A 22,266-nucleotide genomic window follows, 5' to 3' on the forward strand; every position below is an offset into this window, starting at 1 on the left:
TTCGCTGTAATAACCCAAAATTATTCCTTTTTTCTCTTTGTCTGAGCTTATCCTAATTTGCACAAGTTATTTATTTTTCATTCCTTATTAAGTGCACTTGGCTTTAAATTGGTGATTAATATATTTGTGTTGTTTTTGTCTGGGTAAAATAGTCGTTTTAAACTGTAGGCACTGGTTGCTAAAGAAGTGGTAAATGGTTGTAATGCTTATCGAGTAAGGATTTATGGCGATTGACTGCAAAACCGTGAAAAGCTTGACCAGAAATACTTTGAGCGACTCATCCCTCTTTAACAGTCCAGTGCCCAAATTAGTACACACTCATCTAAAAACCACTATAAGAGATAAGGACATTGCTTCAGATATATCTATCTCTTTAGGTCGATATTTGAGGAATACTCATGCAAAGTATACGTTCTAAGGTGTTCTGCAACACTATTTCCATCATACATATGTAAATCTATTTAGAAGTCGAAAGACGAAATAAATTTTTGAATTTTGGAGAAACTACCATGCAAACTAACACACCACAAGCTGAAGCCCCCGAAGTAATGATGCGTAATGCATGGATCACAGGATTTACACCTCAAGCAGAACGTTGGAACGGTCGTCTTGCTATGATCGGCTTTGTATCAGCGATCGCCATTGAATTATTTACCCATCAAGGTGTTCTACACTTTTGGGGTATCTTGTCATCAGGTGTAGTTCCTGTTTCCTAGACTGGTTTTACTTTAGAGAGAAGAAAACAAAAAATGAGGGGAAACTTTCCCTCTACAACACCGAATCACCTTGAAGTGATTAACTTCAATCTTGCATCAATGAAAACACCTATAAATTTATCTTCAGAAAACTCAGATTCTATAATTCATAGCGTATTAGAAGCTTCGGAAAATCCTATGACTGGGATAGCGATCGCTCTATTAATTATTTCTCTGTGGTCGATTAGTTTAGGTTTTTTGTTGATGGCAGAGCAAGTCCAGCAAACTTCTATAATATGGAAGTCTATGGCGATAATGGTTCAAGCTTTCCTTTACACGGGGCTTTTTATCACTGCTCATGACGCAATGCACGGAGCTGTTTTTTCTAAACATCCTCATATTAATTACTGCATTGGATCACTCTCCCTACTGTTATATGGGTTGTTTTCCTATAATCAGTTACAAAAAAAGCACTTTCAGCACCATCACGCTCCTGCTAGTGAATTCGACCCTGATTTTCATGATGGCAAGCATAAAAATATGGTTGCTTGGTATATATACTTTATGCAGCGCTACTGGAGTTGGTGGCAGTTCGCGAGTTTAGTCATGACTTATTATGGTATGCATCGCTTTCTGCATATTGCTAATGCTAATTTAATACTATTTTGGATAATTCCTACAATTATCAGTTCGATGCAGATCTTCTATTTTGGAACTTTTATTCCTCATCGTGAACCCATCGGTGGCTATCAAAATTCCTCTCGTACACACAGTGTTTATCGTCCTTTTCTTTGGTCATTCCTCACTTGCTATCATTTCGGCTATCACCAAGAGCATCATCTACAACCCGATATACCTTGGTGGAAGCTACCCTCTATTATTAGCTTAAGATAAAAATACTGCTTTTATCTTAGAAAAGGTTTTCTTTCCATTACAGTTTATTTCGTAATCAATCAATTCATTCAAGAAATCAAACACTGATTTGTGAGAGTTATCGAAGGAAATACTTTCCAATTCTAAGTATTAAGTCAGGAAGATATTCCATGAACTTTGCGCGATATTTTAACGTATCAGTTTTAAATTCACTATGACAAATCTATCTGGAAAACACGCCTCCTTTTGGATTGACTCCACCCCTGCAACCACTTATCCCTCTCTTGAAAATAGAGTCTCAGTGGATGTGGCAATTATTGGCGGTGGTATTGTCGGACTGACCGCAGCAACACTGCTAAAACGAGCTGGGAAAACCGTTGCGGTGATTGAGTCTAGACAAATTGCCGCAGGTGTCAGCGGTCATACAACTGCTAAGGTTACAGCATTACACCAATTGATTTATGCTGATTTAATTAAGCAAATTGGGGAACAAAAAACAAAACTTTATGCAGAATCAAATCTAGCTGGAGTTGAGCAAGTTGCCACATTTGTCGCTGAAGAGCAGATTGATTGTGATTTTAGCCGTCAAAGCTCTTACACTTTTGCGGAGCCAGATAGTGAGCTAGATCAAATTAAAGATGAAGTGGAAGCTGCTCTTAAATTAGGACTTCCCGCTACCTTTGTTACAGAAACATCACTGCCTTTTGCGATCGCAGGAGCGATCAAGCTTGAAAACCAAGCTCAGTTTCATGTTCGCAAATATTTGCTACATCTTGCTAAAAATATTGCTGGTGATGGCAGCTATTTATTTGAGAACACCAGAGTTCAGAAGGTTGATGAAGGTGATTCCTGTTATGTTGTTACGGATCTCGGTGTAATTACGGCAAAGGATGTAATTGTCGCAACGAATCTACCGATTTTAAATCTAGGACTTTTCTTCGCCAAAACCTATCCCGAACGATCCTACATCGTGGGCGCAAAAATCGATCCCTCGAATGCTCCTGTGGGAATGTATATCGGCAGTGGCGAATCTTCTCATTCGATTCGTACCACTCCCTATGAGGATGGACTACTCCTATTAGTTGGCGGTGAAGGACATAAAGTTGGTACAGAGTCTAATACTGAAGAACGGTATCAAAAACTAGAATCCTATGCCCGCGATCGCTTTGGTATTGATACATTTGCTTACCGATGGTCAAACCAAGATATGGTGTCGTTTGATAAGCTTCCCTACATTGGTAACTTGACTCCCTTCAACAAACACATTTATGTTGCCACGGGATTTAGTCTCTGGGGAATGTCGAAGGGAACTATGTCTGGGATGATTCTCTCTGACTTGATTCTTGGAAAAGATAATCCCTATACAGAGTTGTATGACTCACTACGAGCAACTCCATTTGTACCAGTGGAATCGGTCAAACAAGAAGTCGATGTAGCAACTCGATGGATCGGCGATCGCTTTAAAGGGTTGTTGTCTAATTCTTTTAATGAGGTGGCTAAAGGTGAAGGAAAGCTACTAACCATTGACAATGAGAAGGTCGCTGCTTACCGCGATGAGCAGGGAACTGTCCATGCTGTTTCAGCGACATGCACTCACCTCGCTTGTATCGTCAGTTGGAACAGCGCTGAGAAAAGTTGGGATTGCGCTTGCCACGGCGCAAGATTTAGCTGCGACGGAAAAGTGATTCAAGGCCCTGCTGTCAAGGTCTTGGAGCAAGTCGTTAGCTAAATTCACCTTGGTGGTGAGCATAGTGTGCGGCGCAAAGCCCCAAACATTATGTGCTTCTAAAACCATTTTTATATTTAGGAATTTGGAGTCAAAAATGCAAAAGTATATTTGTAAAACTTGTGGACATGTTTACGATCCCGCAGTCGGCGATCCAGACTCAGGTATTGAAGCTGGTACACCCTTTGGCGCGTTGCCAGATGATTGGGTTTGTCCTACATGTGGAACCCCAAAGTCTGATTTTGAGCCAGAAGATGCGGCGGCAACCGATGTTCCATTAATGGAACCAGTTGTCTAATTTTTATTGAATGACTTTAAGTGGAAGTTTGCAAGCTCCTAACTCTTTACTACTCTCCCGCAGGAGAGGGGCTGGGGTTTAGGGTCTTGTACTTCCATTGCTATTACTATAATTCAAGGAAATTTACTCATGCAGACAATTAATATTGGACTTACCGATATACAGCGCCAAGGCGTGATCGATCTACTCAACGGCAATTTAGCAGACAGCTACTTGTTACTAGTCAAAACTAAGAAATATCATTGGGATGTAGTAGGCCCTCAATTTATGACCTTGCATAAACTATGGCAAGCTCATTATGAAGCTCTCACGATTAATGTCGATGTGATTGCCGAACGGATTAGAACCCTTGGCGGATATCCTGTAGGAACGATGGAAGGATTTCTGAAAATCTGTTCTCTCAAAGAAGATGCTGGTATAATCCCCACAGCAACAGGTATGGTATCGCACTTGCTAGCGGATCATGAACAAGTTATTCGGAATCTGCGTAACCATGTTGAGCAATGTAGCAGTAAGTTTAAAGATGACGGAACCGCAGATTTTCTGACAGGTTTGATGGAGCAGCACGAACAAATCTCATGGATGCTGCGTTCTTTTATTGAAGGCGAGGCGATCTCATCCAATGGTACAAAGCCAGAACCTAATAATAAAACTGTCGGAGTTTAAGAAACAACAATATTGGTGTAGATACAGGATACGTGGTGCGGTTCGTTTCTGAGAAACTAGTCCGTAAGGGATAGGGGATCAGAACCTTTACTTCGCCTTAGGTTAAACCCGAACCAAGGAAATTTTTAAAAGCTGTGCTTCGCACAGCTTTTAAAAATTTCCTTGTAGTTCTTTTCGTTGAAAACTGCTGTTAAATTCAGGATCGCTCAATATGAAAACGGATTACTTGATCGTTGGCAGTGGTTTATCAGCATTGACCTTTGGTGCGCTGATGGCAAACTCTGGCAAAACTGTCCAAATCCTCGAAGCGCACGAACATGCTGGTGGCTTTGGGCATACGTTTATGATGGCAAAAAAATATAAGTTTAACGCACAATTTCACTATGTTTGGGATTGCGGCGAAGGACAAACCGTCAATCGAGTACTTAAAAAACTTGGTTTAGAACGTGAAGTTACCTTTGAACGTTACGACCCACAAGGCTTCGATCATATGCGAAGCCCTGAGTATGCGATGGATATTCCCTCAGAGCCAGACGAACTAATCCAGCGCCTATCTAATCTTTTTCCAGAATCTAGCGATCGCATTCGTCAGTTCGTCAACGAAATAGAGAAAACTGGAAAAGGCTTAAAAAAACTATCGCCGCCAATTAATCCGATGGAACTAATCAAACATCCACTTGAGGTGTTTTCTACGGTTCAGCATCTGAATAGCACACTTCAAGATGTATTTGATAAGTTTCAGTTACCTCAAGCTGCTCAAACTTTACTAGCCCTACAATGGCTAGATTTTTTGTTGCCGCCCAATCAACTGTCTTTCTATGCTTGGGTAGTCTTGTTCCGAGGCTATCAAGCGGGCGCGTTCTATCCGACGCAGCATTTTGAGCATGTGATTAATTCATTAGTCAAAGTCATCGAATCTCACGGCGGACTGGTATTGCTTAATCATGAAGTTATTAATTTCAGCGTTACCAATAGAACGGTTACAGGAGTTCAGGCGATGAATCTCCTTAACCACGAAACCGATGAATTTACAGGCGATACGGTGATTTGCAATATCGATCCCAAAAAAGCCGCCAAGATGATCGGTGAATCTCAGTTCTCGAAAACTGTGCGTCGAAAACTCGACTATACATATTCGGCATCGAACTACATGGCTTATTGCGTCGTCAAAGATATCGACCTGAGAGATTATGGATTTGGGAAATGGAATCTCTTCCATACGGGGCATGACAATCTCAATGAAGCCTTCGCCCAAATGTACGATCGCCATGATTTTTCTAATCCCAGTTTTGCAATTACTACGCCCACATTACTTACCGATGCAAGTTTAGACTGCCCAGAGGATAGCCAAATTGTGGAATTTCTTACCGTAGCCAATTATGACTATTTCAAGAAATTAGAAGGAAGCGATCGCAAAGCCTATAACCACAAAAAGCAGGAGATTTTTGATGCCATTTTAGATGTTGTGGAAGCAAAATATGTACCGAACTTTAGAAAGCATATGGTCTTCCATATTACGGGTAGTCCAACCACAAACGAACGTTTTTGCTGGTGTCCTAATGGTAATTCCTATGGCTCTAGCCTAACACCGCGCAATATGGGACTGGGCAGATTGAATCACGAAACTTCACTCCATCATTTCTATTTTTGTAATGCTTCATCGGGCTACCCTGGGTTTGCGCCCACGATTTGGACAGGTGCATTGCTATATCAAAGACTGTCAGGTGATGTAATTTTAGGTGAATCATGAAAATCGCAATAATTGGCGGCGGCGCTAGTGGAATGGTCACAGCCTACCTACTCGATAAGCAGGGACATCAAGTCACTATATTTGAAAGACAGCCTAATTTAGGCGGACATATTCGGACATTGAATCAAAATGTCCAGCCGAACCAATCTAATTGTAAGGAAGTTCTTGAATGTGGAGTAATCGAATTTCCATCGGTGTTTCATAACTTTATGCAACTTATGGAAGAACTGGGTGTGGAACTCGAACCTGTTGATATTGGCTCAGCCATGTTTTTTAATAATGGTAGTCATTATCTGTCAGGAGTCTCAATCCGTAAGAACTTCACGGGTATCCGTCGCCTGATCGAATATTTGCATCTTGATACGCTCTATGCCCGTTCGGTAGGATTGTGGCTCAAAATCAAATTTGCAGACGTAAAAGAATTTGACAATCATCCTCTGTCGAAATACTTGAAATGCTCTTGCGATCGCAATACTTGGCTAAAATTACTAGTCATGTATAGCTACTCGATGCCGATGGAAATGATTGACGACTTTCCCGCAGAATTAGCGATGCCAGTTTTGCGAGACGATGTTGCGGTCAAATGGTTCAGAATTAAAGGCGGCGTGTATTCCTATATTGAAAAAATCTTGGCGCGATTTAAAGGCGAAATTGTTCTCAATGAAGAAATTGACCATATTTTCAGAAGTGCCAATGCTGTCAAAATTGTGCGATCGCAGGGTAAAGTCCAAGGATTCGATAAGGTCGTATTTGCGACACCACCTGACCAAGTGCTTTCACTACTAGCCGATCCAACTGAATCGGAAGTTAAACGGTTTTCCGCATGGAGAGCAAATCATGTAAATAGCGTCGTGCATGAGGATAGTTCTATGTACGATCGCTACGGCATCAAACAGCCTTCAGAATTTGACTTTTTTCAAACCGATACGGGTTGGGGCTATAACAGTTGCCTTAACCAGCTTTGCGATATCGCATCATCACAAAAATATTTTCTGTCTTACCAACTCGAAAAGATAATTGCTAGCGATCGCATTATTCATCTCCAAAAGCATCACACGCCGCTATATACCACCGAAGCTTTTAAGTATCGCGATGAAGTGGTTGCTACTAATGGCGAAAATAATACCTATCATGCAGGATCTTACCTTGGGGATGGATTACATGAAGGAGCCATTACTTCTGCTTTTCGAGTCGCGCAACTAGTTGGGGTAGAACAGTTTGCCATGAAATAAAAGTAAAGGTTTGTATCTTATTCAGTCAATTCAATCACTTCATTCAGGAAATCAAGCGATCGCCTGTGACAGTATCTCCATAAGCCAGATTTGTTAATTCATCTCTGGTACATATTCTCAAATTAAGGAGTACATCATGAGTTTAGAAAATAGAGCTAAAGCTGCTGTTAAAAACGTTGAAGGCAAAGTTCAAGAAACAGTTGGTGATTTGACTGGGAACACAAAAGACAAGGTGCAGGGCAATGCAAAACAAGCTGAAGCTAAAGTTCGTAATGCTGCCGAAGATGTCAAAGATGAAGTCAAAAAAGCTGTTGACTAACTAGTTGACTAGGGGTAATTCATGAATTGCCCCTACGATGAAATACGGTTCTCAAGACGTTTTTGCTTCATCTTAAATATAAAAGGAGATCGTTATGAATCTAATCTGGACTGGTATTGGTGTCCTTATTGTCCTCTGGGTATTAGGATTTTCTATTAACATTGGTGGTGGTCTAATCCATATTCTCTTGGTTTTAGCCGTCATTGGGATTGTCTACAATTTGTTTATAGGCAGAAGAGTTTAAATTTCCATCTTTAATATAAGAGGTGGGTAGCATTGGAACGAAAAAGTTGATTAAGGATTGGTTGCAAATTCTGTAGATTAGTTGGTGCCACTGCTTGAGTACGGAGTCAAATGAGCATCTGTAGAGAAGCTTACGCTAAGGCTGAGATCGTTGCTGAGCAAGCGTTTGAGTTACAAGTTTTTTTGACATTCAAAAACGTAGAGAGTTAGGATTCTAGGCGTACCAATTGATCTCTAAGTTAATTGGTACTAAAAATAAGTACGGCATAGCAAGGGTTCCAATCATCTGAATCTAACAAGGTTCAACTGGTAAAGCTTTTTGATGGGCAATCTAGATATTGAAAACAAGTCGTTTAATCCTTAGCGCAAGTTTCTGCTCGATTACTCATTTCACCCCTAAACATAGTCACGATTAGATTCATCGAAGATTTAATTCCATCTTTAATTCTGTGGGAAAAACATGTTAGACATCGATGAAATTGAAAAAACAAATCTGCTTGCCCCTCATGCTTTACTTTACACAGACTGGACAGTGATCGAACCTCACTTCGAGCCAGCACAGTTGCGTGCCAGAGAAACCGTCTTTACGATTGGTAACGGTTATTTAGGGACGCGGGGCAGCTTTGAAGAAGGCTATCCCAAGGCCTTACCAACTACCTTAATTAGTGGGTTGTATGATGATATACCCTTGGTCTATACCGAGTTAGCTAATTGTCCAGACTGGCTATCAATGGTGGTCACAATCGATGGCGAACGGTTTGGACTAGATATCGGTGAAATACTTCAGTACGAACGACAGTTGGATTTACGACATGGAGTTCTGAGGCGATCGCTACGCTGGCGGAGTCCGATTGGAAATACGGTGGACATAAAGTTTGAACGCTTTGCAAGTTTAGCGGATCAGCAGGTATTAGCGTTAATTTGCCATGTTAAGCCTGTTGATTTTAGTGGCAAGATCGAATTTAATTCCAGTATTAATGACTATCCCGACAATCAAGGCTTCGATCACTGGGAGCATCTCGATCGCGGCGATACAGAGCATGGAGTTTGGCTGCAAGTTCGCACCCGCAGTACTCAGATTGAACTCAGCATGGCAGCTAAAATGACGGCGATCGGTATTGCGGCTTCATCGCAAATCAATAGTCCCGACCGTCCCTCCATTAGATTTACCTTTCTGGCTAGACAGGGAGATACCATCACCGTAGAAAAGTTAGTAACGGTATTTACATCTCAGGAGGTAAAGCAACCAGTTCAATCAGCTCAAGCCAAGTTAGCCGACCTGCCATCCTATGAGGTTCTACTTGCCGCGCATCAGCAGGCTTGGGATAAAGTTTGGGAGCACAGTGATATCGAGATTGAGGGAGATCTTAAGGCTCAACTGGCGGTGCGCTACAACATGTTTCAACTTTTTATTGGAGCATGTGCTGAAGCTGACCCAGTAGCTGACCCAGTAGCTGACCCAGCATCTCCAAATAACATTCCTGATAGTGTTGCTGCTAAAACATTATCGGGTTTAGGTTATCGAGGACATATCTTTTGGGATACAGAAATATTTATTCTGCCCTTCTTTACGTTGACTCAGCCCACGATCGCTCGAAGTTTATTGAGCTACCGTCATGACACCCTCGCTGGAGCAAGGCGCAAAGCCTTTCATAGTGGATATAACGGCGCGATGTTTGCTTGGGAAAGTGCAGCTACAGGAGATGAGATGACTCCCAAATGGTCGATTCAGAGCGATCCCTACGCTGAGCCAGTACGAATCTGGTGCCGCGATCGCGAAATTCATATCAGTGCTGATATCGCTTATGCCGTTTGGCAATACTGGCAAGCAACGGGTGATGATATTTGGATGCGAGACTGCGGTGCCGAAATTGTAATCGATACTGCGATTTTCTGGCTCAGTCGATTGGAGTGGAACGATCAAAAAAAACGGTATGAATTATGCAACGCGATCGGAGCTGATGAATACCACGAGCAGGTAAATAATAATGCGTTTACCAATCGGATGGTGCAGTGGAATTTGGAAAAGGCGATCGCTATTTATGAATGGCTACTGCATAAGTTTCCCGATCAGGCGATCGCGCTGGTACAAGAGCTAAAACTCACACCAGAGCGACTGCTAAGTTTGCACACAACGATGTCTCAGATATACATTCCTTATACTGCTAATCCAGAACTGATCGAGCAGTTTGATGGATTTTTTCAACTTCAGGATATCAATTTGAGTCACTATGAACCGCGAACGCGATCGATTCAAGCGATTATAGGTATGGAAGAAACCAATCACACACAGGTACTCAAGCAACCTGATGTGTTGATGCTCCTCTACCTAATGCGTGATACACCAGAGTTCTCCTTTGACTCGCTCCAAAAAAACTGGAACTACTACGCTCCCCGCACCGATATCACCTATGGTTCTTCCCTTGGAGCCTCTATTCACGCCATCCTTGCCGCAAACCTAGGTGAAGACAAGGCCTATAAATATTTTATGCAGGCAGCCCTAATCGATCTCCAAGATACTTTTGGTAACACAGCCGATGGCATTCATGCGGCTTCCGCAGGCGGTGTTTGGCAATCAGTGGTGTTTGGCTTTGGTGGGATTCAACTTAAGGATAATGGACCTGTCGCAACGCCTCACCTCCCCGCCACTTGGACTCGCCTCAAATTCAAACTACACTGGCAAGGCAGTTGGCACAATTTCGATTTAACTCCTGACACTCACCCACCTGACATCAAGGGCTTTATCTTCGACTTGGATGGGGTGCTGACGGATACTGCCGAATGGCACTACCGAGCGTGGCAGCGGCTGGCGGATGAGGAAGGACTGCCCTTTGATCGCAATGCAAATGAAGCGTTGCGGGGTGTCTCTAGAAAAGAATCGCTGCTGCTCATTGTGGGCAAAAAGCATTATTTAGAATCCACACTTCAGGAAATGATGGAGCGCAAAAATCGTTATTATTTGGCATCGATCCAATCCATTACACCAAAAGATCTGCTACCTGGAGGCATTGAGCTACTTACTGAAATCAGGCAAGCGGGCATGAAAATTGCGATCGGCTCTGCCAGCAAGAATGCACGCACGGTAATCGAAAAATTGGGGCTTGCCGATCGTGTGGATGCGATCGCGGATGGTGACAGTGTAGCACCCCCCAAACCCGCTCCTGACCTCTTCCTGTACGCTGCGGCTCAGTTAGGACTCAACCCCGCCAACTGTGTGGTGGTGGAAGATGCTGCTGTTGGCATTGAAGCCGCGATCGCCGCTGGTATGTGGACGATTGGACTTGGTCCTTTTGAACGCTTTGGTGGATTTGCACATCTGGTTCTACCCAATCTGATAGGCGTTCACCTGAGCGATCTCCAAACTCAATTAGGTAAATCCTCGCCAATCTCTAAACATTCTCCTGGTATTGGAGCCTTAAACCTATGACCGATAAGCTATAGTCATGATCATGTATGCTTCCTCAAAACTTGGCAACAGAGCCTCGAATGCTTGTTGGTTTAATCCTGTGGTTGCTCGTATTTGCCTATCTTGTTTTAGTATCTTTTCAATATTTATCATCTTTTTTATGCGTATCTTGGGTTGATGATAACCGATATCAAACCTAGGCTATGGTTCAATTTATTGAACTTATAGCTTTTGTATTTACCAATGGATTGAAGTACAGAAATAAATGTGAAGTTACTTCTATACCTTGCTTTTGTTTCCCGACAGATCTTTTGATAACCTTCTAGTAAATTGTTGATTGCCGTAAAAGAGCCTGAAACTGCAAGAAATAATAGTCCTGCTTCAATTAGGAGCAAAATAATTTGCATAAATTTATTATTCTTGAACATATCTAATGGGGTCTCAAATTTAGTATTGTGAGGTATGACAACGATTCCTTCATTTCGATAGCGGTACAGGTAAGTGTATAGCGTAGAGGCAGTATTTAGACCTAGTCCTTGCCACCTAACCCTGTTGGTATTTAGATATTCATCAAGATACAGAGGCGATTATGTACTTAGATAGAAGACTTATTATGAAAAACTGAGTAATGTTAATAACAACAAGAAATCGCTTCCAACACTAGGATTCATTAACAATAGATGAACTAAGTAGTAAGGCAGCGCATAACATATAAAAATTAAAAGCCAGTTACATTGTAGGCATTCAAGGATCGCCTCTGTGACTGGCTTAAATTTTGTTTTGAGTCTTTGAACCGTTTTGAATAGGCAAGACATCCCTCGGTATTAACCCCAAGGGATGTTTTAGGTTGTGTTGTTAACGTGTGTCGTTTCTGAAAACCTTAAGTTTCCTTGGTGTGTTTGCATACTGATGTTATGTGGTAGGAATTTCTCCGATGGCGGAAGTCTAGGGCTGGCAAGGGGGACAGCCCTACAGAATCTAAATTATTTAGGTAGTCGCCACCCCCCGTGGTTGCCCTGCTTGGCGATTCAGCAAGAAATTATCATCTGCGTTCCACGTAACATCAGGTAGTAAATATAATAAAGTAATTGTTAACCGATAAGGGTGGGGTGGATAAGGCTATGAATATATTTAGGTCTCAACAAGAGTTAGCAGAATTACAAGCTAGCGAGTCACGATTTCAGAAGCTGGCTAATAATCTCCCTGGCATGATTATCCAGCTTCGCACTGCTGTGGATGGTTCTACATCAACACTCTATGTTAGTTCAGGTTGTGTTGCTATTTGCGATGTCTCGGCTGAAGACTTTTTGAGTGGAGTCAAGAACTTTGCAGACTTGGAACATCCAGACGATCGTCCACGAATTCGGCAAGCAGCGAGCTATGCATCTGAAAAGCTGACGATTTTTAAAGAAGAATTTCGGGTTGTCACCCCTTCTGGCAACCTAAGATGGGTACAGGTCACTTCTCAACCAGAACGACAAGCTGATGGTTCTACTGTTTGGGATGGCATCATCTTAGATATTACCGATCGCAAGCAAGCTGAACAAGAACTCCAGCAATCACAGCAGTTTTTACGCCTATTACTCGACAATATTCCGCAATTAGTATTTTGGAAAGACCGCGAATCTACTTTTAGAGGCTGTAACACCAACGGTGCGAAGTTTGTGGGTTTAGAGTCACCAGATACGATCATTGGTCAAACTGACTATACTTTGCCCTTTACTGTTGAATCCGCAGCCCAGAATGTAGAACGCGATCGCCGAGTAATGGATTCTGGGCAATCAGATCTTCACATTATGATCCACCAACGCTCAGATGGAAGTATGCTATGGCTTGATACCCGTAAAACTCCGCTACGCGATCTTGATGGCAATGTTATTGGAGTTCTAGTTACATTAGAAGATATTAGCGATCGCAAGATGGCAGAGATTGAAGTCCAAAAACTTGCTTCTGTAGTCGAAAATACTACAGACTTTATCGGCATCGCTAACATTGATGATGGACAAGTTCTCTACTTGAATGCGGGTGGACGGAAATTAATGGGACTCGGTAGCATCGATTCTGTTGAAAATATGCATGTAAGCGATTTCCACAGTCGAGAGGACATGGCTAAAATTCAGGAAACGCTGATACCTCATTTGCGACAGCATGGGTCTGCTAGTGCGGAACTGCACTTGCAGCACTTGATTACCCAAGTCCAAATTCCCGTAGAATGGAACATATTTACGATCAAAGACCCCAATACAGGTCAACCATCGTATATTGCTGCAATTATTCGCGATATCAGCGATCGCAAACGTGCCGAAGCTGAGCTAAATCAGCGTACTGCGGAGCTAGAACAAACCCTAAAAGAACTCAAACATACTCAAACCAAGATGGTGCAATCGGAGAAAATGTCGGGGCTAGGACAACTCGTCGCAGGTGTCGCCCATGAAATTAATAACCCAGTCAACTTCATTTATGGCAACTTAACCCATGCCAACAACTATGCCAAAGATCTGGGGCGACTCCTAGGACTTTACCAAAAACACTATCCCACCCCCCATGCTGAGATTCAAGAACAAATCGAGGAGATCGAGCTAAATTTTTTACTAGAAGATATGACCAATCTTCTAGCTTCCATGCAGGTAGGTGCAGAACGTATCCAAAAAATTGTCGTGTCATTGCGTACCTTCTCGCGCGTGGACGAAGCCGACATGAAATCCGTGAATATCCACGATGGCATCGATAGTACCTTGATGATTTTGCAACATCGTCTGAAAGCAAGATCAGCTTCTTCAACCATTGAAATTATCAAAGCCTATGGGGAGTTACCGCTAGTCGAGTGCTACGCAGGACAACTCAATCAGGTATTTATGAATCTACTCAGCAACGCAATTGATGCTCTAGAAGAATCTTGGGAAATTGGTCAAATCCATAGCCCAACGATTACGATTAGCACTGCATTTGTTACTGCTAAGGAGGTGATGATTCAAATTTCAGATAACGGGATTGGCATTCCAGCAGAAATTCAGCATAAGCTATTCGATCCATTCTTTACCACAAAGCCTGTAGGCAAAGGAACTGGCATGGGGCTTTCGATTAGCTATCAAATTGTGGTAGATAAACACAGTGGTAAGTTGGAATGTGTTTCCGAAGCAGAACAAGGTTCCGCCTTTATCGTCACGATTCCCATTCACCAGCATTAAATTACACCATAATTTTAACAAGACAAATAACAAGACAAAAACAATGGTAGACACATTCACAATTCTCGGCTACTCTCTGTCTGAAAATCTTTATATGGGTTCGCGGACTGTCGTCCATCGGGCGATCCGCACCTCAGATCAACTCCCTGTAGTGATCAAACTGCTAAAAAATGACTATCCCACCTTTAGCGAACTAGTCCAGTTTCGTAATCAGTACAACATTTCTAAAAACCTCAACTCACCATTAATCATCCAAACCTACAGTTTAGAACCGTATCAAAATGGCTATGCGTTGGTGATGGAAGACTTCGGTGGGATTTCCTTGAGAGAGTATGCGGTGAAAGGTAAAAACAGGCTCTCTTTAAAAGAGTTTTTGGAAATAGCGATCGCACTCTGTAACACTTTAGACATCCTGTATCGCGATCGAGTTATTCATAAGGATATCAAACCCAGCAATATATTAATTAACCCCGAAACCAAACAAGTTAAATTAATTGACTTTAGTATTGCCTCACTATTACCAAGGGAAACGCAGGAGATCCAAAATGCTAACGCTCTAGAAGGAACTCTTGCCTATCTTTCGCCAGAGCAAACTGGACGCATGAATCGTGGGGTTGACTATCGCAGCGACTTCTACTCATTGGGGGTGACTTTCTACGAGTTATTGGCAGGAAAGTTACCTTTTCTATCCAATGATCCTATGGAATTAGTCCATTGTCATTTAGCAAAAACTCCTATACCAGTTAATCAGATCAATCCTAGTATTCCCTTGGTTTTATCAACAATCATCAGCAAATTAATGGCTAAAAATGCTGAAGATCGCTATCAGAGTGCTTTGGGAATTAAGCATGATTTAGAGATTTGTTTAGAACAATTGCAAGCTACTGGAAATATTGGATCTTTTGAAATTGGACAGAGAGATATTAGCGATCGCTTTATTATCCCCGAAAAGCTCTATGGTCGCGCCGCCGAAGTAGAAATACTCCTGAATTCCTTTGAGCGAGTGAGTCAAGGCGCAACAGAAATAATGCTCGTTGCAGGTTTTTCAGGAATTGGCAAAACAGCCGTTGTTAATGAAGTGCATAAACCAATCGCTAGACAACGGGGCTACTTCATCAAAGGCAAATACGATCAATTTCAGCGCAATATTCCCTTTTTTGCCTTTGTCCAAGCTTTCCGCGACCTAATGGGACAACTACTCTCAGAATCAGATAGTCAAATTAACGTATGGAAAAATAAAATTCTCGAAGTTGTGGGCGAGAATGGACAAGTTTTAATTGAGGTGATTCCTGAACTAGAACTGATTCTTGGTCAGCAGCCAGCAGCCACACCACTATCAGGGACTGCTGCTCAAAATCGCTTTAATCTGCTGATGCAAAAGTTTGTGCAAATCTTTACCAGCCCAGAGCATCCCTTAGTGATGTTTTTAGATGATTTACAATGGGCAGATTCTGCCTCTCTAAACTTACTGGAATTATTGATAGAAGACACTAAATATTTATTGATCATAGGAGCCTATCGAGATAATGAAGTGTCACCTGCTCATCCCTTTATGATGACTATTGATGAGATTATACAATCTGGTGCGTTAGTAAACACGATTACTCTCGAGTCATTGAGCTTGCTAAATGTAAATCAATTAGTGGCTGATACGCTAAATTGTGAATTATTTCTTGCTCAAGCTTTAACCGAATTAATCTATCAAAAAACTAACGGCAATCCATTTTTTACAACTCAGTTTCTGAAAACCTTGTATGAAGATGGACAGATTACCTTTGAATGGGATATTCAACATTGGCGGTGTGATATCACTCAAGTTAGAGCTTTGGCAATAACTGATGACGTAGTGGAATTTATGGCCCTGCAATTACAAAAGTTGCCTATCGAAACTCAAGATGTATTGAAATTAGCAGCTTGTATTGGGGCGCAGTTTGATCTACAAACCTTGACAATTATCAGTGAGAAGTCAGTAGAAGTCACAGCTACAGCATTATGGAGAGCATTACAAGAAGGCTTGATTATTCCCAACACAGAAGTTTATAAATTCTTTATGCAGTCCGATAGTAGCTTGTTTTCTGATGTCGCGGCAAACCCTACCTATCGTTTTTTGCATGATCGCGTTCAGCAAGCTTCCTATTCTCTGATTTCTGACGATCAAAAGCAGATTACTCACTTGAGAATTGGACAATTATTGTTGCATAACCTTTCCCAAGAAAAACAGGAAGAAAAAATCTTTGATATTGTTAATCATTTGAATATAGGTGTAGAGCTAATCACTATCCAGAAACAAAGAGAGCAACTGGCGCAATTGAATCTCATGGCTGGGAAAAAAGCGCTTACTTCGACTGCTTATGCTGCTGCCACTAAATATTTCGATAATGGAGTGAAGTCTCTAGGTATTGATAGTTGGCAAAGTAACTATGATCTGACTTTAGCTCTTTATGAATCTGCGGTTGCGGCTGAATATCTCAACATCAACTTTGCTCATGCGCAAACCTTAGCTAATTTCGTTTTAGAACATACTACTAGCTCCCTTGATCGAGTCAAGCTTTATGAACTACAAATTCAAATGTATATGGCTCAGTCAGAAATGCCAAAAGCACTTGCTGTAGGAATATTCGCTTTGGAACTTCTAGAAGTCGATTTAGGCGCATCCCCTCAATCTTCAGCAATACAGTTGCCGACATTGACTGCGATAGAATCGTTACCAGTGATGTTAGAGCCCCATTCGATTGCGGTCATGCGGATTCTGATGGCAATTTTTTCCCCAGCCTACACAACCCGCCCAGAGCTTTTGTCAGAGATTGTCTTGACAATGATTGATCTGAGTTTAAAACAAGGACATACATCACTGAGTGCTTTTGCCTACGTGTTTTATGGCATATTGCTATGTGGATTTGAGAAAGATGTAGATAAAGGATATTACTCTGGGTTACTTGCTTTGAAAGTATTGGATCGGTTCTCTGCCAAAGAATTGGAATGTAAAGTGAACAATTTGTTTAATGTTTTTATTAGACCTTGGAAAGAACCACTGATTGATACCATAGAATCCTTGGAGAGAGCTAGTCAAATTGGTTTTGAAACGGGTGATATTGAGTACGCTAGTTATGCAACTGCCCATCACTGTACCCACTGTGTTTTATCTGGACAGATCCTAACAGAAGTGCAAAAAAGACAAAATACTGCGCTGGAAATTTTGCTGCCGATTAGACAGGATCATTCCCTTAACCATGCCCGAATTTGGCAGCAATTTGTCTCAAATTTGCTGGGAGATGTCACTGAGCCGAAGCAATTATCAGGTAATAATTTTGATGAAATGGAACTTTTACCTGTTTTCTGTTCAGGTAATGATCGATCGCTACCTTTTACAACATATTTAGCTAAGTGCATTCTTAGCTATTTGTTTGAGGATCATTCTGCGGCGGTGATCTCGGCGGTAAATGCAGCAAGTTATGCTGATGCGGCGATTGGCTTAACTGTTGCGATTCATAACTTCTATTACTCTCTTGCTCTGCTGTCTCAGTATACTGATTTGCTTAAATCTGAAGGCGATCGCCCATCAACAATAAAAAATCATCAATCCCTCCTAGCTCAAGTAGATGCCAATCAAAAATTCATGGAAGCATGGATGGATCATGCGCCTTCAAATTTTGAACATAAATACAGTTTGGTTTCAGCAGAAAGATGTCGAGTATTAGGGCAAAAAGCCGAGGCAATTGAGCTATATGATAGGGCTATCTCTGGAGCTAAAGCCAACGAATATATCCAAGAAGAAGCCCTAGCTAATGAACTGGCGGCAAAGTTCTACCTTGATTGGGGTAAAGAACGGATTGCTCAAGAATACATGACCGAAGCCTATTATGGCTATGCCCGTTGGGGTGCAAAGGCTAAGGTTGCCGACTTGGAAAGACGCTATCCTCAACTCCTTGCCTTCATCTTAGAGCAACCCCGTTCCCTACTCTCCACTAGCGAAACCATCTTCGCTGTGGGAAGTACCTCCACCAGTTCCGATACTTCCCACAGCAGTGCTTCTGTAGCTCTAGATTTAGCTACCATTCTCAAAGCCTCTCAAACTCTCTCTGGTGAAATCGAACTGGAGAGACTGCTCTCGGCTTTACTTTCTATCGTTATCGAAAATGCGGGAGCTGATAAATGTATATTCATGCTCTTGCGAGACGATCGCCTATTGATCAAAGGTTCAATTATCGAGGGCGCGGAGCCTGTTGTGTTGCAAAAACTTCCTGTTGAAGACAGTCAGGATGTTCCCCTGAAGCTAATTTATAAAGTGCAGCACAGCAGACAAACTGCGGTGCTGATCGATGCGACAGCCGATCCGACCTTAGCCAGCGACGCTTATATCATACGTCAGCAGCCGAAGAGTATCTTGTGCAGTCCAATTTTGCAACAGGGGAAATTGAAGGGCATTTTGTATTTGGAAAATAGTTTAGCAACGGGGGCGTTCACAAAAGATCGTGTGGAAATCCTAAATTTACTTTGTGCTCAAGCGGCGATTTCTTTGGAAAATGCTCGACTTTATGAGCGATCGCTAGAATATGCGCAACAGTTAGAACGATCGCTGGAAAACTTGAGTGCAAGTAACTCTAGGTTTGAGAAACTTGTAGATAATGTGCCAGGAGTTGTTTATCAGGCTCGCTCGACTAGCGATGGGGATAGGTATCTATCCTATGTTAGTGCCGAATGTTTCTACTTGTTTGAAATGACCCAAGAACAAGCGATCGCAAATATCCATTTTCTTATAGAAGCAATCCATCCAGAGGATGTGGCAAGTTACCTGCAATCTTTGACTAACTCCATGCAAACCTTAGCTCCTTTGGAATGGTCAGGACGAATTGTGACTCCATCGGGAATTATCAAGTGGATTGAGATAAAAACTCGAGTCCAACAACTTGATGATGGAACTCTAGTTTGGGATGGGCTAGTGTTGGATATTAGTAAACAGCAAGCTGCTCTGCATGAACGTAAACTTGCTGAAATTGCCTTGGAGCAAAAATCACAGGTCTTACAACAAGTGCTAACCGATCTGCAAAGCGCCCAATTGCAAATGGTGCAAAGTGAGAAAATGTCTGCGCTCGGCAACCTAGTTGCAGGAGTAGCGCATGAAATGAATAATCCACTTGGGTTTATTGCTGTTAGTCTCAAACAAGCTGAACCGACATTAGCCGATATAGTTGAACATTTAAAACTCTATCAAAAGAGTCTACCCAATGCGAGTGATGAGATCAAAGCCCATGCCGAAGAAATTGACTTGGAGTATAGTCTAGAGGACTTACCGAAGATGATTGATTCGATGACGATCGCCTGCGATCGCCTAAAAAATATCAGCACTAGTTTAAGAACGTTTTCCCGCGCCGATCAAGACTACAAAGTGCTTTTTGATATCCATCAGGGTATTGATAGTACGATTCTCATTCTCAAACATCGGCTGAAGGCTTCTGATCAACATCCTGCGATTGAAGTTGTTACTAACTACGGCAATTTACCTCAAATTGCATGTTTCCCAGGACAATTGAACCAAGTATTTATGAATATCTTGGCAAATGCGATCGATGCGTTAGAAGAATCTAATCAGGGAAAGAGCTTCGAGCAAATCAAAGCCCATCCTAACTGCATTACCATTACAACTTCCTTAGATTTAGAGAATAATCTCGTTAAGATTGTGATTACTGATAATGGTAAGGGTATGAATGAAGAGGTTAAACAAAAGGTATTCGATCATTTATTTACTACCAAATCTGTTGGTAAAGGTACGGGATTGGGATTGGCGATCGCGCAACAGATTGTCACCGAAAAACATTGCGGTACGATTCATGTCAACTCTCTACTAGGAGAAGGTACGGAATTGATCATTACCTTACCGATCAATGCAGAACCGATCAGTGTAGAATAAACGAGAATGCCAAGTAGAGTCTAGAAGCTATAGTTCAATCGCGAACTATTAGCTCAACTTGATGGGGCAATAGCTCTGCTTCTTTTGTTCAGAAATGTCTAAAGTAGGGATGTAATCAGGATACGACCACTTATCCTGATTACATCCCTATCTTGTTCTAATCGCAGTGAGGGTAAGCGACTGACCTACTGGGGGATTCGTCATGTGATGGACGATCTAGCGGAGAAGACGGGGATTGATTTGCATTCGCATCGGGGTAGACATACGTTTGCGACGAATTTGATTGTGAAGTATGAGTTAGATCCATCTTTGGCGATGGAGTTGACTAGACATCGGGATGTAAGGAGTTTTAGGCGATATACGAATCGTAAGAATAAGATTGCCGCAAAGCGAGCTTTTTTAAAGGCGGCTGAGAGGTTAGATTAGAGGGCTTGTTCTGCGGTACTGCCAACAATTTATATGGCTACTTAGAAGCGGGTAATTCATTACGATTATTGTTCCTTTTTTGGGCGATTTCATTGGGGCGAAATATGCACAGGTATTGAACTGGTTATTATTTGGCTAATAGGGGGATACACTGAATTTATTTAGAGCTTGTGGTAGTTAATGAATGCAACTCATTTCTACTATGCTTTTCAGACTTAAGATTGTAGTCTTTAATTTTAAGCGATCGCAACATCTTCAGAAAGATAGACATCTTGAATCGCATGAAATAGCTTCACGCCTTCTTCAAAAGGCTTCTGGAAGGTTTTGCGCCCAGAGATTAAGCCAGCACCACCTGCTCGTTTATTAATTACCGCAGTCCGCACGGCATCCACTAAATCATTTTCCCCCGATGTGCCACCAGAGTTGATTAAACTCGCTCGACCACAGTAGCAATTCAGAACTTGATAGCGGGTTAAATCGATGGGATGCTCAGTAGTGAGTTCAGAATAGATTCGCTGATCGGTTTTACCGTAGCTACTAATCTCTCCGATTACGTTATAGCCACCATTGTTCTCAGGCAACTTTTGCTTAATGATATCAGCCTCAATAGTTACGCCAAGGTGATTTGCTTGCCCAGTTAAGTCAGCAGAAAGATGGTAGTCCTTGTCTTGCTTAAAGGCATTATTGCGAAGGTAGCACCACAAAATAGTTGCCATGCCGTATTTATGTGCCAAAGCGAAGGCCTGACTAACTTCTTGAATCTGTCGGGTAGATTGCTCTGAGCCAAAATAGATTGTGGCTCCCACTGCTACAGCACCTAAATTCCAAGCTTGTTCTACCGACGCAAACATAATTTGATCGAATTGATTGGGATAGGTGAGCAACTCATTATGATTGAGCTTGACGATAAAAGGAATTTGGTGAGCATACTGCCGAGAGGTCATGCCCAATACGCCCAAGGTTGTGGTTACGGCATTACATCCTGCCGCGATCGCTAATTTCACAATGTTCTCTGGATCAAAGTAGATCAGATTTGGCGCAAAGGAAGCACCAGCCGAATGTTCTATTCCTTGATCTACAGGCAAAATTGAAAGATAACCTGTATTCGCTAACCTGCCATGTCCGTAGAGTTGCTGGAGACTACGAAGAACTTGAGGAGAGCGATCGCTATTCACAAAAATGCGGTTTATCCAATCTGGGCTGGGGAGATGTAATAAATCCTTACTAACTTTTGCCTGATAATCCAAGAGATATGATGCTTCGTCTCCAAGTAATGATTTCAGATTAGTTGTCATGATTTCACTCTAAACTATCAATTTCATTATGAACAATTATAGTGTACATATTCTGTAACGCAATTCAGGGACGACAATAATAGAATAGTGTCTTCAGCCAGACATGACATTTTGATCCCAATTTAGGAGTTTATTTCTGCTTCAAGAATAAACTTAAGGAATGAAAAATAAATAACTTGTGCAAATTAGGATAAGCTCAGACAAAGAGAAAAAAGGAATAATTTTGGGTTATTACAGCGAA

At 41.9% G+C, this 22,266-nt stretch carries 14 protein-coding genes; 13 read left to right on the top strand and 1 reads right to left on the bottom strand.

Annotated features, from left to right (window positions below):
• Window positions 1-509 precede the first annotated feature (509 nt).
• The 13 genes from CQ839_RS23740 to CQ839_RS23805 all read left to right on the top strand — a co-directional run bounded on the left by CQ839_RS23740 (window position 510) and on the right by CQ839_RS23805 (window position 20,730).
• Window positions 510-716, top strand: a complete 207-nt coding sequence (locus CQ839_RS23740; protein ID WP_103670777.1) for a chlorophyll a/b-binding protein — start codon at window positions 510-512, stop codon at window positions 714-716.
• A 33-nt stretch (window positions 717-749) separates the two neighbouring features.
• Window positions 750-1,589, top strand: a complete 840-nt coding sequence (locus CQ839_RS23745; protein WP_258040858.1) for a fatty acid desaturase — start codon at window positions 750-752, stop codon at window positions 1,587-1,589.
• 193 nt (window positions 1,590-1,782) lie between these two features.
• Entirely contained in the window at window positions 1,783-3,297 is a 1,515-nt protein-coding gene (locus CQ839_RS23750) for an FAD-dependent oxidoreductase (RefSeq protein WP_103670779.1), read from the top strand.
• A 94-nt stretch (window positions 3,298-3,391) separates the two neighbouring features.
• Window positions 3,392-3,592 (top strand): rubredoxin, encoded by a 201-nt coding sequence (rd, locus tag CQ839_RS23755; RefSeq protein ID WP_103670780.1) that lies wholly within the window; start codon window positions 3,392-3,394, stop codon window positions 3,590-3,592.
• Between the two features lie 129 nt (window positions 3,593-3,721).
• On the top strand, window positions 3,722-4,258 hold the full coding sequence (locus CQ839_RS23760) for a Dps family protein (protein ID WP_103670781.1): 537 nt from the start codon (window positions 3,722-3,724) through the stop codon (window positions 4,256-4,258).
• A gap of 211 nt (window positions 4,259-4,469) precedes the next feature.
• A complete protein-coding gene (locus CQ839_RS23765) occupies window positions 4,470-6,008 on the top strand; it encodes an NAD(P)/FAD-dependent oxidoreductase (protein ID WP_103670782.1) in 1,539 nt (512 codons plus the stop codon).
• Window positions 6,005-7,240, top strand: a complete 1,236-nt coding sequence (locus CQ839_RS23770) for an FAD-dependent oxidoreductase (RefSeq protein ID WP_103670783.1) — start codon at window positions 6,005-6,007, stop codon at window positions 7,238-7,240. The genes CQ839_RS23765 and CQ839_RS23770 overlap by 4 nt, the downstream gene beginning before the upstream one ends.
• A 136-nt stretch (window positions 7,241-7,376) precedes the next feature.
• Entirely contained in the window at window positions 7,377-7,559 is a 183-nt protein-coding gene (locus CQ839_RS23775) for a CsbD family protein (RefSeq protein WP_103670784.1), read from the top strand.
• A 94-nt stretch (window positions 7,560-7,653) separates the two neighbouring features.
• Entirely contained in the window at window positions 7,654-7,803 is a 150-nt protein-coding gene (locus CQ839_RS23780; protein WP_103670785.1) for a lmo0937 family membrane protein, read from the top strand.
• 459 nt (window positions 7,804-8,262) lie between these two features.
• Window positions 8,263-11,229 (top strand): beta-phosphoglucomutase, encoded by a 2,967-nt coding sequence (gene pgmB, locus CQ839_RS23785; RefSeq protein WP_103670786.1) that lies wholly within the window; start codon window positions 8,263-8,265, stop codon window positions 11,227-11,229.
• A gap of 1,100 nt (window positions 11,230-12,329) precedes the next feature.
• Window positions 12,330-14,396 (top strand): PAS domain S-box protein, encoded by a 2,067-nt coding sequence (locus CQ839_RS23795; protein WP_103670788.1) that lies wholly within the window; start codon window positions 12,330-12,332, stop codon window positions 14,394-14,396.
• Between the two features lie 43 nt (window positions 14,397-14,439).
• The gene (locus CQ839_RS23800) at window positions 14,440-20,304 is read left to right on the top strand and encodes an ATP-binding sensor histidine kinase (RefSeq protein ID WP_103670789.1); all 5,865 of its coding nucleotides are present in this window, start codon (window positions 14,440-14,442) and stop codon (window positions 20,302-20,304) included.
• Between the two features lie 180 nt (window positions 20,305-20,484).
• Window positions 20,485-20,730, top strand: a complete 246-nt coding sequence (locus CQ839_RS23805) for a tyrosine-type recombinase/integrase (protein WP_258040860.1) — start codon at window positions 20,485-20,487, stop codon at window positions 20,728-20,730.
• Between the two features lie 236 nt (window positions 20,731-20,966).
• Here the strand turns inward: CQ839_RS23805 and CQ839_RS23810 are convergent, their stop codons facing one another.
• On the bottom strand, window positions 20,967-22,025 hold the full coding sequence (locus tag CQ839_RS23810; RefSeq protein WP_103670791.1) for a class I fructose-bisphosphate aldolase: 1,059 nt from the start codon (window positions 22,023-22,025) through the stop codon (window positions 20,967-20,969).
• Between the last annotated feature and the right edge of the window lie 241 nt (window positions 22,026-22,266).

This window comes from Pseudanabaena sp. BC1403 (assembly GCF_002914585.1).
GTDB lineage: Bacteria > Cyanobacteriota > Cyanobacteriia > Pseudanabaenales > Pseudanabaenaceae > Pseudanabaena.

Excerpts from the sequence above, each read along its gene's own strand:
- CQ839_RS23740 (WP_103670777.1), top strand. The coding sequence starts at position 510 with ATGCAAACTAACACACCACAAGCTGAAGCCCCCGAAGTAATGATGCGT.
- CQ839_RS23745 (WP_258040858.1), top strand. The coding sequence starts at position 750 with ATGAGGGGAAACTTTCCCTCTACAACACCGAATCACCTTGAAGTGATT.
- CQ839_RS23750 (WP_103670779.1), top strand. The coding sequence starts at position 1,783 with ATGACAAATCTATCTGGAAAACACGCCTCCTTTTGGATTGACTCCACC.
- rd (WP_103670780.1), top strand. The coding sequence starts at position 3,392 with ATGCAAAAGTATATTTGTAAAACTTGTGGACATGTTTACGATCCCGCA.
- CQ839_RS23760 (WP_103670781.1), top strand. The coding sequence starts at position 3,722 with ATGCAGACAATTAATATTGGACTTACCGATATACAGCGCCAAGGCGTG.
- CQ839_RS23765 (WP_103670782.1), top strand. The coding sequence starts at position 4,470 with ATGAAAACGGATTACTTGATCGTTGGCAGTGGTTTATCAGCATTGACC.
- CQ839_RS23770 (WP_103670783.1), top strand. The coding sequence starts at position 6,005 with ATGAAAATCGCAATAATTGGCGGCGGCGCTAGTGGAATGGTCACAGCC.
- CQ839_RS23775 (WP_103670784.1), top strand. The coding sequence starts at position 7,377 with ATGAGTTTAGAAAATAGAGCTAAAGCTGCTGTTAAAAACGTTGAAGGC.
- CQ839_RS23780 (WP_103670785.1), top strand. The coding sequence starts at position 7,654 with ATGAATCTAATCTGGACTGGTATTGGTGTCCTTATTGTCCTCTGGGTA.
- pgmB (WP_103670786.1), top strand. The coding sequence starts at position 8,263 with ATGTTAGACATCGATGAAATTGAAAAAACAAATCTGCTTGCCCCTCAT.
- CQ839_RS23795 (WP_103670788.1), top strand. The coding sequence starts at position 12,330 with ATGAATATATTTAGGTCTCAACAAGAGTTAGCAGAATTACAAGCTAGC.
- CQ839_RS23800 (WP_103670789.1), top strand. The coding sequence starts at position 14,440 with ATGGTAGACACATTCACAATTCTCGGCTACTCTCTGTCTGAAAATCTT.
- CQ839_RS23810 (WP_103670791.1), bottom strand. The coding sequence starts at position 22,025 with ATGACAACTAATCTGAAATCATTACTTGGAGACGAAGCATCATATCTC.